This is a genomic window from Roseibium sp. SCP15 (assembly GCF_040329435.1).
GTDB lineage: Bacteria > Pseudomonadota > Alphaproteobacteria > Rhizobiales > Stappiaceae > Roseibium.
Map to the genome: position 1 here is coordinate 1351827 of NZ_JBDZYI010000002.1, position 17847 is coordinate 1369673.

The window sequence follows — 17847 nt, forward strand, 5'->3', positions numbered from 1 at the left end:
ATGTTTCGTCTGTCGGAATACATGCATCAGATCGCCAACCCGACACCGGTGCGTACACGCAGGGCAACCGGGCCGGTAAAACCGGTGGTGATCTGGAATCTGACCCGGCGCTGCAATCTCAAATGCCGGCACTGCTATACGGTGTCCGCCAACGTCGACTTTCCGGGTGAACTCACCCACGAGCAGGCGATGTCGACACTTGAGGATCTGGGTACCTTCCGGATACCTGCGCTCATCCTGTCCGGTGGAGAGCCCCTTGACCGGCATGACTTTTTCGAGATCGCGCCGCGAGCGAGGCAGCTTGTTCGCATGCTTGCGCTGTCGACCAACGGAACAAAGCTGCATGGCGAAACCGTGGACCGCGTCGCAGAGATCGGGTTCGACTACGTCGGGATCTCGATCGACGGGATCGGCGCTACCAATGACTGGTTTCGCGGTGTGGAAGGAGCCTATGCCGACGCGTTGCGCGGTGTGCGCGAATGCAAGGCCCGCGGTATCAAGGTGGGACTGCGTTTCACCCTGACGGAAGGCAATCACACCCATTTGCCGGATCTGCTTCGCCTGTGCGATGACGAAGGCGTCGACAAGTTCTACCTGTCCCATCTGGTTTACGCCGGACGTGGCGACAAACACCGGGGCGAAGACGCCGAACACAAACGCACCCGCTGGGCGATGGACCTTCTCATGGAACGGGCCTGGCAGGGCGTCAATGGCGAGCGCGAACTGGATATCGTAACCGGCAACAATGATTCGGATGCGGTTTATTTCCTGAACTGGATCCGTCAGAGGTTCGGTGACGAAAAGGCTGACCACGTTCGCACTCACCTGGCGGCCTGGGGCGGCAACTCCTCCGGTCTCGGCGTCGCCAATATCGACACGCTCGGCAATGTTCACCCCGATACCTACTGGTCCGACTACACGATCGGCAGTGTGAAAACCGATCTCTTCTCAGTCCTCTGGACCGGCGCCGACCCGATGCTGGCGCAGCTGCGCACCAGACCGCGTCCGCTCAAGGGACGCTGTGGCGCCTGCGCTCTGAAAGACGTCTGCGGCGGCAACACCCGTATCAGGGCGCTTCAGCTGACCGGTGATCCCTGGGCCGAAGATCCGGCCTGTTATCTGAGCGACAGTGAAATCGGCGTTGAAGACGGCGACTACGAGCGCCTTACCGTGACCCCATTCCGAGGAAAGAGCCATGACCCGGTTCATCGTTTCGCTTAGCGCCCAGACCCTGGCAATGGCCCTTATGGTTTCCGCACCGCTGGCGGACCCGGTGCAGGATTACGCCGACAATTGCCAGGAATGCCATGGTGCAGAACGGCTGGGCGGACTGGGTCCTGCTTTGATCCCGCAAACGCTGGGACGCATGCGTGGCCCCAATCTCGTCTCGGTCATCCGGGACGGCCGGGAAGCAACGCAAATGCCTGCCTTCGGTGAAATCCTGTCGGAGCAACAGATCGAAGACCTGACCGCCTATCTGAAGCAACCCTTGGCGGATGTGCCGCCGTGGGGTGAAGCCGAAATCATGGCAAGCCGGGTGCTCAACGAGGAATATACGCCTGCGGACAAACCAGTCTGGTCGTCCGATCCCATGAACATTACGCTGGCAGTCGAAACCGGCGACCATCATGTCAGTGTGCTTGACGGTGACACTTTCGAGACGCTGGACCGATTCGCAACTCCATTCGCGGTCCATGGCGGACCGAAATTCAGCCCCAACGGACGTTACGTGTTCATCATGTCACGTGACGGTTGGGTGCAGAAATACGACCTCTACTCCCTTCAGGAAGTCGGCCGTGTTCGCGCCGGGCTAAACAGCCGCAACATTGCCATGAGCCACGACGGCAAGTGGCTTGCTGTTGCAAACTATCTGCCGAATTCCCTTACGATCCTTTCGACGGAGGACCTGAGCGTTGCGAGCGTCCGGGAGGTCAAGGGCAAGGACGGTACTCCGAGCCGGATTTCAGCCGTCTATCAGGCACCGCCACGCGAAAGCTTCGTGCTGGCCCTGAAAGACGTGCCGGAGATCTGGGAAGTCTTTTACGGCAAGAACCCGCCACACTACGGATTTGCCCATGACTGGCGGGTTGAAGGCCCGGCCCCCAATACGACCCCCTTCCCGATCCGCAAGATCACCACACCCGACTATCTGGACGATTTCTTCTTCGACCAGAGCTACGAATACGTCATGGGTGCCTCCCGAAGCGGCGAAGGCGGGCAGGTCATCGACCTTGTGATCGGTCAGAAAGTCGCAGACCTGGATCTTCCTGGCATGCCGCATCTTGGTTCCGGCATCACCTGGAAATACGGCGACACCACCGTAATGGCGACGCCTCACCTGAAGGACGGGACGGTCTCGGTCATCGACATGAAGACCTGGAAAACGGTCAAGACGATCGACACGCTCGGTCCGGGTTTCTTCATGCGCAGTCATGAAAACACGCCCTACGTCTGGGTCGACGTGTTCTTCGGCCCGAACAAGGACGTCATGCATGTCATCGACAAGGAGAGCCTTGAGATCGTCAAGACCCTTCGCCCGGAAGAAGGGGCAACTGTCGCTCATGTCGAATTCACACGCGATGGCCGCTACGCCCTGGTCTCCATCTGGGAAGACGAAGGTGCGGTGATCGTCTACGACGCCAAAACACTGGAAGAAGTTCGCCGACTGCCGATGCGCAAACCCTCAGGAAAATACAATGTCTGGAACAAGATCACATTTTCGGAGGGGACCAGTCACTGAGGCGATAATCGTCTCTCACGGTCAGCCATCCAAGCCACAGGCCGGGGAATACCAGGTGCAGACGCTGGCAAAACAGGTCAGCCAGCTGCTGCCTTCCTGGTCCATCCGGTCCGCCACACTGGCAGCTCCCGGTTCCCTCGAAAAAGTTCTTGAACAATCCGAGGGCGAACCGCTCGTCTTTCCGCTTTTCATGGCAGAAGGATGGTTCACCAGGAAGGCTCTTCCGGACAGGCTGGGTGATGCCAACTGCCGGCAATTGTCTCCATTGGGCACGCATCCCGAACTGCCGCGTTCAGCGGCCCGGTTGCTGCGCCGAGCAGCGGAACGGCGCGGATGGTCACTTGAGGACTGTGACGTGTTGATAGCCGCGCACGGATCACCGACCGGCACAGCGGCAGCCAAAAGCTGCCACCACTTTGCAACCGCCCTGAGGCACCTTCTACCGGTGAGAGAGGTCCGCCGTGGATTTCTGGAACAGGACCCGCATCTTTCGGAGGTGGCGAAAGATAGAGGACCCAAGACGCTGGCGCTGCCGTTTTTTGCCACGCCGGCAGGTCATGTGATGGAAGACGTGCCCCAGGCACTGGATGCGGCGGACTTCAAGGGGGTTCGCCTGCCTTGCATCGGACAGGCCTGGTTCATCCCGGACCTCATCGCCCACTCATTGAAATGCGCTGCAATTCGGAGCATGGCTGCATGACACAAACGGAAGACTCCTGGTCAGCCAAGAAGCTGGCAATCGTGCTTTATCCGTTCACGGCAGGTGCCGTCGCGATCAACCTTTTTCTGCTTGGGCTGATCGGCATCGCCCTCGGCTTTCCGGCAATCCCGCCTGTGACCGCCATCTGGCTCAGCATTCCGCTCGGCGTCCCGGCGACGTGGTGGGCAGCCAAGTGGGTACGCGGCCTGATGGACGAAGCGGAAGGAAAAAGGTGAGTTGAGGGATAGCACGTTCCCTCAATCTCCAAGGTTCCCGTTCATCGGCTAACGCACAAAACCTCCCGCTGGCTTCATGTAAACCGGCTTTGCCCCTTCGATTGCCTCTTTCAGGGCCGCATCCGGGTCACCGAACACGACCATGCCTGTCGGCGTGACCAGTTCCATCAAGGGCCCGGCAAAATTGGCGTTGAATGACGACAGATGAGTAAGGGCCGCGTCCGAGTCACGGTAATGTTCGTGAACCTGGGCATGTGTGCCGTCATCACTGATCGACCATTCATACCCGAGTGTGCCGGGTTCAGAGGATTTGGCTTGATCGGCCATCTTGCCGATCAGCGCTTTCAGCTTATCTTGTGCCCCCTCTTTCACCGTTACTGAAAAGACCCAAGAGATATCTGAACCGCTCATACCATCACCTTTCTGTGCTTTTCCCGCACCGCTCTGCGCATAAGCCACCGGCCCCAAGGCTAAACATGCGGGCAAGGTGACGCAAATTGTGCGGATAAATGCTCGTCGTGGATAACTCAAACGCATCGTGACAACCTCAAAACCTGAAATTGCAACAATACCAGTGTTCGAGCTTGGTCCCAAGTGCAGCAAGTACTGTCGCACAAAGTGGCGGGACGCAGGGCTGCAATCTTAACGTTAAAATTAAGAAACCGTTTACTAACGCTACGTCATGGTGTTTCTGGAGCGTGTTGCCAAGCAGCGATTTTAATGACCTCAGGAGCCGCCCGGGAAACGGCTCCTGAGGTAAGTTTTTTCAAGAAGGCAATCAGCTGTTTTGCTTTTCGAGCCAACCGGAGGCTCCGCCCTTGCGCACGACAAAAGCCTTGGCTTCAGGAACATGCGTGAGGGCTGCCGACAGAACCTTTTCACCGCATACGAGAGCCGCTGTCGACAGACCGTCGGCATAGGCTGCAGTTCGAGCGATGACACTGGCTGCCGTCAGATCCGTTCCTACCGGACGTCCGGTCCGTGGATCGAGAATATGGGACGACTGTCCAGCCTGGTCGAATGTCGTTCCCGTTCTGGCTGAGCTGGCGACCGCTGCATCGGCTATCTTCACCTCAACGGCGGCATCCGGTGTTTGCGGATCAGGACGAAGCGTGATGGGCCACCCTCTTGCGGAGGGTGTTCTTGAACGCGCCGCGTCTCCGGTCGCAGAGATTTCACCCATGTCGACGACCATATCCGTACAGCCTCTTGCGCCCAGAAGGGCAGCGACCCGATCGGTGATGTAGCCCTGCGCAATCCCGTTCAGCGTCAAGGCCATGCCCTTTCGGCGGAATTCAACGAGGCCCGGCTCGACGGTGACATATTCGAAGCCTGTGCGCTCCAGAACTTCCTCCAGTTCGCCTGCCTCTTCATCCATACTGTCAAGCGCCATGCCGCGTGAAGCCCGGTCTGCGTAGTAGGCCCAAAGAGGCTGGACGGTCGGGTCGAAGGCTCCTTCCGTCACCGCATGTATCCGATGGGAGAGAGCCAGAAGATTGACCATGTCGAGTGACGGAGCGTCCAGATGTCCGTCTCGGTTCAGCCGGGCAAGTTCGCTGGTTTCGCTGTAAAGACTGAAAACAGCCTCCAGACGGCGGATTTCCGCTTCAACGAGCTGGAACAGCTCCTGCGCCTTTACCCGGTCTTCGTGGAGAAGATTGATTTCCGCTTTTGCACCAAGTGCAATGCCGCGCCAGCGGTGCAGAACCGGACGGGCCTGAGCAAGACCTGGTGTCAGGGTCAGTCCAGCTGCGGCTGCAGCACAGATTTTCACGAAGCGTCTGCGATTCAAAGTCGATCTGGTAGCTGGGCCCCGGTTCATTGCTTTACTCCGACCGTATCGTTGTCCGTGCTCAGCTGTGAGGCTGAAGACAACTCCACAGGTGCCAAAACATAGTCGGCCGGGATATCCGCAAAGCGCAGGACACTGCCGCCATTTTCCTCGGCAAATGCATTGGCCCCTGTTTCGGTTCCGAATGGAATCGCTTCAGGCGCTCCCATGCCGCCGACCTGGGTGCTGCCGATAACAAACCAGGCAACATCCGCGTCGATCCAGTTTTCCGACCCCGGATCATCCCAACTCGCCGCCTTGTCCATGTCGTTCACATAGATGGCCGCGATGTTCTTGGGCTCTTCAGGATTGTGCTTGAAGGCAACCGCGTCCCGCACCTGGGTGAACCAGAACGGGAAGGGGTTTCCGGTCAGATGGATCTGCGCCTTAGGCCCTGTGTGTTCCAGAACCGTCATCTGGCAATAAAAGCCGGCGGATTCCGGTGTAAGTGCCGTCGGATCGGGTTTCGCGATCTGAACCTCTTCCTGACAGGCTGTCAGAAGGCCAAGAGCGAGAAGGACAATCACACTGCGTTTCATGGCGTAATTCTCCGGATGAGCAAGGTGGAAAGACCGAGGGCCATGCCGGCGAAGACCAGCAGGGATACCAGGGCCAGAACAGGATCGAACGGCAGGGTTTCCGCCACGCCCGCCATGCCGCCAACAAGGTCGCTGGCGCCGAGAGCCGCGAGATTGAACAGGCGGAAGGCATCGGCTGGGTTCAACAGAACCGCATAGGGAAACACCTTCGACGCAAAGACGCCGCTCGGATTGGCGACCAGCGCGCCCAGCAGCGCCAGATCGTAAAGAACGACCAGGATGAGCCAGGCTGCAATCGCGGCAGCTGCCGCAGTACCCGATTGACGGGTCAGGGAACTGAGCACATAGCCGATCGCCAGAAAGCAGACCCCGAGCAGCACCGAGGTTGCGATCAACCGGGAGAAATCAATCAGGCCGGTCAGCGACCCGGCGCCAGTGGCAACCAGCAGTCCCGCCGTCAGTCCGTAACCGATGACAAGAGCAAAGGTCAGAACCAGTGTATGTCCGATTGCCTTGCCGATGAGGAACTCGGGCCGCGAAATGGGGCAGGACAAGGTCATCAGCAGCGTGCCGCGTTCAACCTCGCCGCAAACCGCATCGAATGCGAGCAGCAGGGCGATAAGCGGTACCAGGTAGACAGAAAGGCTTGCCAGCGAAGCGACAGTGATCGTCAGCCGGTCAACACCGAGCGTTCCGGCCGGGGCTGAGCCCAGCAAGGCCAGGGCCAGAGAAAAGACGGCGAGAATGACCGTCGCCAGCAGGATCCACCTGTTGCGGATACCTATCCGGATTTCCTGGGCGGCGATCGTCAAGATGCGGGAGAACATGGCTCAAGCTTCCTTTTGTGCCGCGTTGGAGAAATGTCTGTAGACGTCGTCCAGGCTCGGCGCGTGCACGTCGACATCCTCCACCAGGTTGCCAAGAGCGCTGATGGCCGACAGGGCTTTGACCTTTTCTTCAATATCGCAGTCGAGCTCGACAGACCGGCCGTTCATCCGGCCAGCGCCCAGATGTTCGGCGACTTCTTTGACCGCATCGGGTTTGGTCCAGACCTTCAGCTTGATCGGCAGGCCAGCCTGTGCCCTGAGTTCACTCAGAATGTCGTCGGCAACCAGCTTGCCCTTCGACAGGATCAGGATCCGGTCGGTCCGCGCTTCCAGCTCGGTGAGAGCGTGGGAAGAAAGCAGAACCGTTGCCCCTTTTTCGGCGATTTCACCGATGAGCTCATAGACATTCTGCCGGGAAATCGGGTCCAGGCCGGTTGTCGGCTCATCCAGCAGCACCAGGCGCGGATTTCCGATCAGAGACTGAGCCAAGCCAAGACGCTGGCGCATCCCCTTGGAATAGGTGCCAACCCGCCTTCTGGCAGCTTCTGCCAGGCCAACCCTTTCCAGAAGCGGCATGGCGACCGCCGGTTTTTGACCTTTCAGCCGGGCGTAGAACTTCAGAACCTCTTCGCCGGTGAGCGCTGCCGGAAAGGCAACGGATTCCGGCAGATAAGCCGTGGCAGAACGGGCAGCGTTGCTTCCAGGGGCGGCGTCCAGAACAGAAATGTCGCCGCCATCGCGCTTGAGAAAACCCAGGATCATCTTGAAGAGTGTGGTCTTGCCGGCGCCATTGTGACCCAGAAGCGCAACACGCTCTCCCGGTTCAAGGGCGAAGGAAACCTGATCAACAGCCGTGTGACTGGAAAAATGTTTGCTGACGGATTGAACAGCAAGAGTGGAATTCGTCATCCTTGAACTCCAGAATTTGGCATGGGCCGAACCGGCGGATGCATAAGAGGGGCATTGTCGACGATCCCTCCCGGCAACAAGGCCGGAAACTGGGACTGGGTCCAGCGCAGCAGCTGTACAGCCGGACTGCCGACAAGAAGTTTCGCAGAAGGTTGGGTCCATAGGACCTGATCAACAAGATCGTTGGGCCGGTAGGCCGTATCGGCAAGACCGTCGCCATTCATGTCAAAGGCAGCGTGGTCGCTCCAGAAATTGCCGCGACCTTCCGTGCTCCAGTCAAGAAGGCGACTGCCGACATATTTGACCTGGGTTTTGTTGCGGATGAAAGCGTTGCCCTGAAAACGGTTGTTGGCGGAACCGGCAGTGAAGTGAACGCCAATCGGACAGCCCTCGAACCGGTTGTCTTCAACCGTGTTCTTGTTGGCGTTGTACATGAACAGGCATTTTTCGCCGCCACCGGAGACCCGGTTGCCCGTGATCTTGGCGCGGTTGGCATAGTTCAGCATGAGGCCGTGGTTGCGGTCACCGATTGAAACATTGTCACGGACCTTGAGACGGTCGGAAAACATCAGCGCATAACCGATATCGTTGCCCTCCGAGACATTGCCTTCAACCACCCCACCATTGCCGTGCATGTAGTGGACTGCGAAGCGGAGGCCTTCAAACCGGTTGTTGCGGAACGTGTCCTTGGGGCTGGTGTTGACGAAGACGCCGTCGCGGCCGTAGCGGATGGTGTTGAATTCTGCGAGCAGACCGGGCGCATTCCAGACATAGATGCCGTTGCCGCGCTCATTCATGCGCAGATCCTGCCGGCCTTCGATCAGGTTGTTCGACACCAGGGCATCGCGTGCGCCATGCACGTCGACACCGGTCAGATTGTTCAAAATCCTGTTGTCTCGAACGACTGCCCGATGAGCGGTCTTGGTCAGTTTGACGCCTGCATCCAGAGTTTCATGAGACAGGCCGGAACCCGTCAGGATAAGACCCCTGACTTCGGCATCCGTTGCCGTAACCGTTACGACACTGCCTTCACCTGTTCCAACAATCCTGGCTTTTCCGGCACCATCCAGGACCAGGCTCTTGTCGACAAGAGCAGGTCCGGCATGGTCACCGGGAGCAAGCCGGAGAACATCCCCGGCCTGCGCTTTTTCCAGAGTGTCCTGCAGGGCGCCCTGCTCTGCCGGGACAGACCATTCCTTGGCAGACAACGGTGCGCACACCGCCAGAGCTGCTGCTAGAACGACCAGGCGACCCGTTAGTTTTTGCAGGGCGCAATGCATGGATCAGGCTCCTCTTGGCTCAACGAGCATGCGGCCGCGCATTTCCATGTGGAGTGCGTGGCAGAACCACTGGCAGTAGAACCAGTGCACACCCGGCCGCTCGGCGATGAATGTCACGGACGCAGTCGCCTGCGGACCGACTTCCATAGCAACACCATAGTTCGCCAGGCAGAAGCCATGAGTTAGATCATCGATGTCATCAATATTTGTGACATAGATCGTAACTTCGTCGCCCTGTTTCACCGTGAATTTCTCAAGGCTGAAGGTCGGTGCGACGGAGTGCATGTAGACGCGGACCTTGTTGCCGTCACGGATGACGTCGGCGGCGTCTTCCAGATCAACGCCATCTGCTTTCGCCTGCTCAACCGCATCGGCGAAGCTCGGGTCATTGCGCTCCCAGACGATTGCCGGGTTCACTTTCGAACGGTGAACAATGATGCTGTCATGCGGCTCGGCAAAGGTCGGGCCATCATGGACAACTTTCATGTCATCGCCGGAAATGTCGATGAGCTGCTCGTTCTCCGGCTTCAGCGGACCAACGTTCAAGAACCGGTCCTTGGAGAACTTGTTCATCGAAATCAGCCACTTGCCGTCTGCTTCCGCGGTTTCACCCATGGAAGTGGAGTTGTGGCCCGGCTGGTAGTGAACATCGACCTTGGAAATGATCGGATCGACTTCCTCACCGGCATAGGCACGGATGGCCTTGTCGATGTTCCATTTTGCCACCTGGCTGTCCAGGAACAGCGTGGTGAAGGCGTTGCCCTGACCATCGAACGCGGTGTGAAGCGGACCAAGACCCAGCTGCGGCTCACCGACGACTGCAGATCTCGGATCGGCGTTGTCGCTGAACAGTGCGTCCACCTTGGTCACGTCAATGATGGAAACCGTCGGGGACAGTTTGCCGTTGATGACGATGTGCTTCTTGTCCGGAGCCGCGTTACAACCATGCGGGCTGTTCGGGATCGGGATGTAGCGGGTGAACTGGGAATTGGCTTCCTTGCGACCGTCGACGACCGGAACACCATTGAGTTCCTGGTAATTACCGGCTGCGACAGCTTCCTCGATGGCCTTGATGTTGAAGACCACGCAGTGATCCAGCTCGCTCTCGGTCATTTCGGCAAGGTTCATGCCCATTTCCGAGTTGTAGCTGGTGGAAAAAGCGTATTTGCCCTGATAGTCGGCATCGCAGTTGTCGAGGTTGCCTGTAACGATCACCTGCCAGGCCACCTTCATTTCATCGCCGTCGATAGCGGTGAAAATGCAGGAGTACTTGTCCGGCTCATCCAGGATGCTACCGTCATTGACGAGCGGTGCTTCGTGTTCGCCGTTGGCAAAGATGTAGCCGGTACGCGGATACTTCTGCGGCCGCATTCCGTGAATGTCGTGCGCGTTCGGGATCTCGATGATCTTGTCGCACTTCATTGTGGTGCAGTTGATGCGGGCTACGCGGGTGTTCGCCTTGTCGTTGGCGAAAATGTAACGGCCGTCATAAGTGCCGTCGGTGAAGGACATGTGCGGGTGGTGCAGGTCGCCGTTGTCGTAGGTAACCTTGCCTTGGGCCGCCAGGAATGCCTTGGTTTCAGGCAACAGACCTTCGGTCAGAATCTTCAGGGATTCGTTGGTCTGTCCCCAACCGGTAGCGGAGCAGCGGTTGAAAACCGGCACGCGCATCAGTTCGCGCATCGACGGAACGCCGAGAATGCGAAGCTCGCCTGCCTGACCCGATGACCAGAAGCCGTAGTATTCGTCGAGCTCGCCAGGCGCCATCTCGAATTTCTGTCCGCCTTCAGCCGCGAGCGCGGAATTGGCGCCGCTGACAGCGACTGCCCCCATGCCCGCAACGACTGCAGTCTTGGCAGTGCCGCCTAACAGGTCCCTTCGGGACATGCCCCAATGTTGTTCTTTATCCTTCATGGCTGATCTCCTTATTTGCCGTTTGAAGGTTATTTGGCCGGAATGGGTTCTGCCGATTGGGCTACCTTTTCCGGTTTTCGGATTCCCGTCTGCACCTCGAATTTCCGCCGCTTGGCGAGTTTCTTGATGCAGACAGGACATTTCTGATCGTGCTGATACAGAACCTGGCAGTGCAGGCAGTTCAGACACTCGTTGGGATTGATGTTGCCCTCAGGATGGATGGCCTGGACCATGCATTCCTTGGCGCAGCGATTGCAGGGATTGCCGCACTCGCGGTACCGCTTCAGCCAGTCGAACATGCGCAGGCGGGCAGGAATCGCCAATGCAGCTCCGAGCGGACACAGATAGCGGCAATAAAACCGTTCGATGAAAAGTCCGGCGACCAAAAGAGCAACTGCGAACAGGACAAACGGCCATGCGCGCTGGAACTTCAAAATGATTGCAGTCTTGAACGGTTCGACTTCGGCGTAATGTTCAGCCACGTCCAACGAATAGAGTGACAATCCGAACAAGCCGAGGAAGATCATGTATTTCAGCGGCCACAGGCGCTCGTGAAGCCCCCAGGGCACTTCGATTTGTGGCACGCGAAAGAACTTGGCAATCCGGTTGGTCAGTTCCTGCATGGCGCCGAAGGGGCACAGCCAGCCGCAATAGGCTCCGCGGCCCCAGAACAGCAGCGCGGCTGCGACCGAGAACCACAGCAGGAAGACCAGCGGATCCATCAGGAACGCGTCCCAGCTGAATTCATTTGTCAGTGCCGAGAAGAAGGCCAGCACATTGACGACCGAAAGCTGGGCGTTTTCCATCCAGCCAAGCCAAACCAGCGTGAAGGTGAGGAACCCGATGCGGAACCAGAATGTGAAACGTTCGTTTTTCGTCACTTGCATCTGGAAGAAGAACACCAGGGTCAGAACACCGATCGCGACGCCGAGCACGACGACATCGAACACCCGTCCCTTCCAGATCCGCACCCAAAGCTTCTCGACAACGGTCTGATCACCGGCAGAAACGGCTGAAGCTGCTGCCGGGTCCGCAGGAGCAGCCGCGACCGGGATTGCCTTCAGGTAATCCTGCGGCAACTGATATCCGAGGTCGAAAGTCAGGAAGACTTTGTCGATAGGCCCGACAGCGCGCTGCACAAGCAGCTGCAAGCGGAAATCTCTTGCCGGATCGAAGCCGATGTCGGCCGGGATGATGAAAAGGTCCATCTCCGTGAAGGACGGAGCGCCATCGGCGAGGATTTCACCAACACGAACCTGTTGCTTGTCGAAGAACCTGGCGGAAACATCGTGCTGGATCATCTGGATCCGGTCGAAAATGCCGCCACGGACGTAGCCTGACCCCTTAAAGGAATAGCGGCCGCGTCCCATGACGAGGATTGCGTGCTCACCTTCCTTCAAGCGGTTTTTCAGGTTCTGATATTCCGCTTCACCCAACAGGGAAAGGCCGATGGACGGCACGTCTGCCAGGGCAACGTAAAGGTCGATAAAGGTATCTGTATCGGGTCCGGGTTCCGGACGGGCGATGGCCCTTTCGTCACCCTGCTCGACAAAAGCCTCGTTGATCTGGGCAACGTCGAGGGACATGCGGCGAACAGAGCCATCACCGGTCAGGGTCATCCAGTCGGAAACTTCCTGCTTGTCGAAGTCGATTTCCAGCTGAGGACCTTGCTCGGCAACCTCCGGAGCAAGTCCGCCAAGTCCGAGCGCTCTTGCAACCTTCAGTCCTGACCGAACGATGGAGTCGTCGATCACCATGATGGTCACCGTAGCGCCGGAAATGATGTCCAGATCGTGCGCCGAGCCGCCGCGTTCGGCCTCGGCCTTCAGATCAAGTCCGGCATACCCTTCCGTGACGGCCTTGATCTTGCTGTCGGGAATGCCGATCAGAACGATCGGCTCGGAGTGCTTGACCAGTCTGACACCGGTAATCACGGCGGACGGATCCACGCCGACAAGCGTATGGATCGGCTTGCCCGAATAGCCGGTAGTGGACACATAGTCAGATGTCAGGAAGACCCAACCGACGGTCTCCCCGTTCTTGAGTGCGGCCACCACAGGAACGTTTTCCTGCAATGGACCGAACGAATCCGCACCGGGCACGAGGTCTCCGGCCTCGACCTTGTCGAGGAAACGCGTAACTTGAGCCGCAAGGGCCTCTGCCGAAGGCGACAATGCGCTCACCAGAAGGATGGCGAGGCCGATCGCACACAGGCGAATGATATTAAATAGGGGACGCACGAGAAGCGCTCCAGCACTTGTCTTGAATGACGCTGGCCCAATTCTCGGTGTTTCGAACTGGTTTCGCTTTGACGATTGTCAAGTCAGAGCAAAAACAGAGTCTTACAGTAAGGTTTTTACGCTGCTTTTCCGGACCGTGTCTGGCGCCACCCCGTCCAGGCGGAGGCACAAACGATCAAACAGGCGCCGATAAGAAAATTGACGCTGAGACTTTCACCAAAGACAAAAAAGCCGACACCTGCGGAAAGCGGCAGGCTGAGATAGCTCAGGATCGCCAGGAACGCCGCTGCGGCACGGCGATGCGCATTCAAAAAACAAAATTGAGCACACTGTGCACATACACCGATGGCAATGAGTGGCAATGCATGTTCGGTCCGCACCGGAACCCAGGTGACAACCGCCAATGGCAAGACAAGAACTGCGAGGCCAGCCGTGTAGAACGTCATCATCACGACCAGAGGAACATCGGCAAGTTTGCGCGTCAGAATAACGGCGGATGTTCCGGCAAGAACCGTCATTGCAATCGCGGGAAGTCCCCAGGAAAACGGTACGGATCCTGGACTGACGGCAATGAGAACGCCGACAAAGGCAATGGCTGCGGCTATCCAGCGACGCGGACCGATCATCTCTTTGAGAAAAACAACCGCCAGCACCATTGTCAGGATAGGCCGCGTGAAATTGATGGCGGTTACCAGCGCCAGCGGCAAGCGGGCGATGGCAAAGAAGCTCGTTGTCAGCGCCACTGTTGACGCCGCGACCCTGAAAAAGTGAAGCGTCAGCCGGTCGGGTTTTCTGAAGTCACCTGATGCACGCCATATCCACGGCAAGATCAGAACCAGCCCGGTCAGAGCGCGCAGAAACACCAACTGCGCAGAACTGTAATCGAGGCCCAGCGCCTTGACGATACTGAGCGCCCAGATGTTGAGGCTCATGTCTGCCAGCAACCAGAGGCCACCGACCGCATTCTCCCTGGTGGCGGAGGTCTGATGCCCCGCGTGTTCAGGTTCTCGGCGAAACAAGATTCACCATGAGCCGGAAGGAACCGGGGACGAGTTTTTCCATCTGGTGGTGCAGGATCAATGCACAATGAATGTGCCGCCCCTTGCCGATGTCCGCAGCCAGGAGCGATCCCATGTGCGGTGCCTCACCCGGGTCCGCCATTTCCAGCAGAGGTTCGTAAATCGGGTCCCAGCTCTTGGCGAAGTAAAGACCACGCTCCTTTTGCCACCCGGCCCAGTCGTCGCTGTCGATCCGGTTCGGCTTCGTAAAGAGGTCATGATCCGGAGACAGCACCGTCACGGCTGCATTTTCATCAGTCACCCGCCAGCGCAAGGAGGGCTGCCCGATCTCAAGCCGTGCAGGAGGCGTTCTATCAGGGTCCCAATTGTCCCATGGCCGATGATAAAGGGTGAGCAGCGTTCCACCGGAAGACACCCATTTGCGCAATGCGGGCATTGCCTCTTTCAAACCGTCCTTGAACCTGACTGCAAAGATACCGATCACAATCGTATCGAACTCTGATAGAGCGGCCTCATTCGTCAGATCATCGGCATCAAGAGAAACAACGTCCAGCCCGAGGCCGGAAAGCCAGTAATCGACGCGATCGTTGCCTGCGCCGATATAGCCGACCCTCGCGGAGTTCTTTCCTGCATTCACAACACACACGGATGCTTCAGCCGGCAGGATCATGTGACGGGGCGCAATGTGCGGATACTTTACCGGGATGACGGTGTTCGCGGGTTCTCCATCGAGGAGCAGGCCAACCTTGTAGGCTCCTTCCGCAACGTCGGATGGAAGTTTGACCTCAAACCCCATCGCGGTTTCGCGCGCGCTCCATCCTTCCGGCAGGTCCAGCGTGGCCTGACAATCGGCCGGCACGATTGCCGGAACCTTGAAGGTCAGGGATCGATTGCCGCCGGACCGGTTGAGCACCGTCGCCATGGGCGACAGAACGGCGCTGCGCTCAGGCAGCACCTGAGGAGGGACTTCGAAGGGAATGGCCGTTTCGCTGACAACACCATGCGTTGTCAGAGATAGTCTGGCGTGAGGCGTATCCGGTTCACCTGGAAGATAGGTGTCCGGATAAGGATTGCTGAAGGGAGCATTTTCCGTGCGCACTTCGCTCATAGTCCCCGACCAGCCCTCCGGAAGCGCGAGCGAAAGTGCATGTGCTTCTGAGAGACCGGACCGAAACTCCGTCTGGACCGTGCTGAAGTCGTTCGCGCTAAGGACATTTTTTTCCAGGCGCACGCGGCACTCGACACGTGCGGCAGTCCGGATCAGTTTTGAAAGCTGGGCTTCCTTTCGAGCGATCTTGTTGGCGAAGCGCTGAGCGACCTTGTCGGCCCCGAGCCGAAGGGCTGCGAGCGCGTTGCTGGCGTGTTTCAGGACTGCTTCGGAATCGGGAAATGCTGAAACAGCCGCAGCCATTTCCCGGTCTGCCTCGATGAGATCCGGGCCGGCTCCCAGATCTGCCAGACAAGTCGGCAACCCTGACTTCAGGTTGTCGTCCTGCAGTCCGAGCCGGCTGAACTTGAGGTGCAGCGGCCAGTCTCTTTCAGACCCTGTCGGGATCCAGCGTCCCATGGCCTGTGTCTTGTGGCAGACGCGGCTCTGTTCTCCGATGCGGGCATAGGAATACCCGGTGACCGGATCAAAGCCCTTGCCGCCGATCATCAATGTCGCAGGTGGAGGCGGAAGGTCATCGTCATAAGCCTGTCCGGCACCCGACCAGGCAGGCAGATACATTTTCGACACCTCCCACGCGGGCAGGAGGCTGTCGCGGTAGGCCGGGTCAGCCGCAAGACCAATGGCTTCTTCGGCGGCTTCCGTCATTGCACGGTGATGGCCATGCTGCCCCGGGATATCCAGAAATGTCGGGCAGATGATGTCCGGTTTTTCCTGGCGCAGGATATCGACAAAACGTTTGAGCGTTCGCTCCCTGCCCCATTTGGCAAGCGTCTCTTCTCCGGATTTGGAAAACCCGAAATCGAAGATCGGATCATCAGGGCTTTCCGACAGCCAATAGAGCCGCAACCCCAGTCGGTCGGCTGCACGTTCCATTTCCGCGGTACGCAAGACGCCAAGCTGCTGACTTGCCTCGCGGCCGATGTCGTTCTGCCCGCCTTCGCCCCTGGTCGAACAGGCATAAGAGAGATCGACACCGTCCTGAAATCCCAGAACAGCGAGCATTTCGGAGGTTTCGTCATCCGGGTGCGCGCCTGTGTTCATGAAAGACACAAGAGACCGCAGCGGCACAAGCGCCCGCCACAACTCGACGATATGCGGGTGTTCGATTTCGAGAGCGATACGCTCGGGGTCGGTCAGGGCCATGAAATTCGTCCGGGAGATCAGGTGTCTTGTTGAGGAGTGAAGGCGCGGTGCAGAACAAGTGACGCTGCACCCAAAGTGGCTGTCATGCGCCCACAAGTACCGCGCTGAAGTCTGGGGAACGGATTGTCCTGCCGGTTGGACACCGAGGAAGCCGACAACGGACAGGCTTCAACCAGATGATCGATAATGGCGCCCGGCATTGCGCCGCCCAGAATGATGGTCTGAGGATCGAGAATGTTTTCCAGAAGGAGGACAGCTTGTCCAAGCGCTTCGGCGGCGCGTGAAAGCCAATCCAGCAGACGGGAATCCCGCTCCCGGAACAATCTATCGAGAGTTTCCTGATCAAGCGGGTCGTCACCACCGATGAACGACTGGATGGAGACGCGACTGAGCATGCTTTCCAGCGGCACGGGTCCGTCCGGGCCGAGAACGGGCACGTGGCCGACCTCGCCGGCATTGCCGAAAGCGCCTGACACCAGACGCCCTTCGCTGATGATGCCAAGCCCGAGGCCCTTGCCGAAATAAACGAATGCATATGAACCGATGCCTTGCGCAGCCCCGGTCAGGCGTTCTGAAAGTGCGGCAGCGTTCGCATCGTTGGAGAGTTCAATTGCGCCTCCAAGCGAGGTTTCAAAGAGGGAGCGCGCATCGGTATCCTCCCAGCCCTGCAGGTCGGAACTGCGGCCTGACAGGCCGGTCTTGCCGAATGGGCCCGGCATGACAATTCCCGTTCCCAGGAGGCGTTCATCAACAACCCCGGCGGCCTCAAGCATCCGTTCACGAAGACTCAGGACTCTTCCCACAACAATGTCTGGCGAATTGTCCGTCAGTTCCGTGCGCGCGGTGTCGACCGTTGTTCCCGAAAGGTCCAGCAGTGCGGTGAAAATGGCATCCGGGCGAATTTCCACACCGAAGGCATAACCTCCTTTGGGATCCACCCCGTACTGGACGGCGGGCAAGCCGCGTCCGGCAATCCGGGTTCCCTTTTCCAGAATCAGCCCTTCACCCAGCAAATCGGCTATGATGTTTGAGACGGCCTGGGTCGACAGCCCGAGGGCACGCGCAATTTCGGCGCGGCCCATCGTGCCGGCCGCCTGAATATGGCCCAGCACCGCCTGCCGGTTCCGGTTTCGGCTGCGCAGCGGGTTCGACCCCCTGATTTGTGTGTCGCTCTTCATTCCCTGTTATTAACTCAAGAAAATTGACAATTCAATTTATTTGACTTAATCACTTTCCGATAGGCGGCAAAAGACTGCCACTTCGGTGCGATACGGTCACACCAATCCAGATGGGAGCAT

15 protein-coding genes are annotated in these 17847 nt (G+C 58.4%); 4 read left to right on the forward strand and 11 right to left on the reverse strand.

Annotation, left to right across the window (positions count from 1 at the left end; translation table 11 throughout):
- From nirJ to ABLO27_RS13615, 4 genes are read left to right on the forward strand one after another with little or no spacing between them, the layout of a single operon-like run.
- Positions 1 to 1221: a heme d1 biosynthesis radical SAM protein NirJ gene (gene nirJ, locus ABLO27_RS13600; RefSeq protein WP_353033453.1), complete on the forward strand. Its 1221-nt coding sequence runs from the start codon at positions 1 to 3 to the stop codon at positions 1219 to 1221.
- Positions 1196 to 2740, forward strand: coding sequence for a cytochrome D1 domain-containing protein (locus ABLO27_RS13605; RefSeq protein ID WP_353033454.1), 1545 nt, complete (start codon positions 1196 to 1198; stop codon positions 2738 to 2740). The genes nirJ and ABLO27_RS13605 overlap by 26 nt, the downstream gene beginning before the upstream one ends.
- A gap of 55 nt (positions 2741 to 2795) precedes the next feature.
- Positions 2796 to 3440, forward strand: a complete 645-nt coding sequence (locus ABLO27_RS13610; RefSeq protein ID WP_353033455.1) for a CbiX/SirB N-terminal domain-containing protein — start codon at positions 2796 to 2798, stop codon at positions 3438 to 3440.
- Entirely contained in the window at positions 3437 to 3676 is a 240-nt protein-coding gene (locus ABLO27_RS13615) for a hypothetical protein (RefSeq protein ID WP_353033456.1), read from the forward strand. The genes ABLO27_RS13610 and ABLO27_RS13615 overlap by 4 nt, the downstream gene beginning before the upstream one ends.
- 48 nt (positions 3677 to 3724) lie before the next feature.
- Here the strand turns inward: ABLO27_RS13615 and ABLO27_RS13620 are convergent, their stop codons facing one another.
- From ABLO27_RS13620 to ABLO27_RS13670, 11 genes are all read right to left on the reverse strand, one after another.
- Positions 3725 to 4087 (reverse strand): putative quinol monooxygenase, encoded by a 363-nt coding sequence (locus ABLO27_RS13620; RefSeq protein ID WP_353033457.1) that lies wholly within the window; start codon positions 4085 to 4087, stop codon positions 3725 to 3727.
- 367 nt (positions 4088 to 4454) lie between these two features.
- Positions 4455 to 5450, reverse strand: a complete 996-nt coding sequence (locus ABLO27_RS13625; protein ID WP_353033458.1) for an FAD:protein FMN transferase — start codon at positions 5448 to 5450, stop codon at positions 4455 to 4457.
- 44 nt (positions 5451 to 5494) lie between these two features.
- The gene (locus tag ABLO27_RS13630; RefSeq protein ID WP_353033459.1) at positions 5495 to 6046 is read right to left on the reverse strand and encodes a nitrous oxide reductase accessory protein NosL; all 552 of its coding nucleotides are present in this window, start codon (positions 6044 to 6046) and stop codon (positions 5495 to 5497) included.
- Complete coding sequence (locus ABLO27_RS13635; protein ID WP_353033460.1) at positions 6043 to 6873, reverse strand: ABC transporter permease; 831 nt, start codon at positions 6871 to 6873, stop codon at positions 6043 to 6045. Before ABLO27_RS13635 ends, ABLO27_RS13630 begins: the two co-directional genes overlap by 4 nt.
- A 3-nt stretch (positions 6874 to 6876) precedes the next feature.
- Positions 6877 to 7782: an ABC transporter ATP-binding protein gene (locus ABLO27_RS13640; RefSeq protein ID WP_353033461.1), complete on the reverse strand. Its 906-nt coding sequence runs from the start codon at positions 7780 to 7782 to the stop codon at positions 6877 to 6879.
- A complete protein-coding gene (locus ABLO27_RS13645; protein WP_353033462.1) occupies positions 7779 to 9062 on the reverse strand; it encodes a nitrous oxide reductase family maturation protein NosD in 1284 nt (427 codons plus the stop codon). The genes ABLO27_RS13640 and ABLO27_RS13645 overlap by 4 nt, the downstream gene beginning before the upstream one ends.
- Before the next feature lie 3 nt (positions 9063 to 9065).
- On the reverse strand, positions 9066 to 10976 hold the full coding sequence (gene nosZ, locus ABLO27_RS13650) for a TAT-dependent nitrous-oxide reductase (RefSeq protein ID WP_353033463.1): 1911 nt from the start codon (positions 10974 to 10976) through the stop codon (positions 9066 to 9068).
- A gap of 29 nt (positions 10977 to 11005) precedes the next feature.
- Positions 11006 to 13159 carry a 4Fe-4S binding protein gene (locus ABLO27_RS13655; protein ID WP_417714788.1) on the reverse strand — a complete coding sequence of 718 codons (2154 nt, stop codon included), beginning with the start codon at positions 13157 to 13159 and terminating at the stop codon, positions 11006 to 11008.
- A gap of 173 nt (positions 13160 to 13332) precedes the next feature.
- A complete protein-coding gene (locus ABLO27_RS13660) occupies positions 13333 to 14235 on the reverse strand; it encodes a DMT family transporter (protein WP_353033465.1) in 903 nt (300 codons plus the stop codon).
- Entirely contained in the window at positions 14216 to 16549 is a 2334-nt protein-coding gene (locus tag ABLO27_RS13665; protein ID WP_353033466.1) for a PIG-L family deacetylase, read from the reverse strand. Before ABLO27_RS13665 ends, ABLO27_RS13660 begins: the two co-directional genes overlap by 20 nt.
- Positions 16550 to 16566: 17 nt before the next feature.
- Entirely contained in the window at positions 16567 to 17727 is a 1161-nt protein-coding gene (locus tag ABLO27_RS13670) for an ROK family transcriptional regulator (RefSeq protein ID WP_353033467.1), read from the reverse strand.
- Positions 17728 to 17847: the final 120 nt, after the last annotated feature.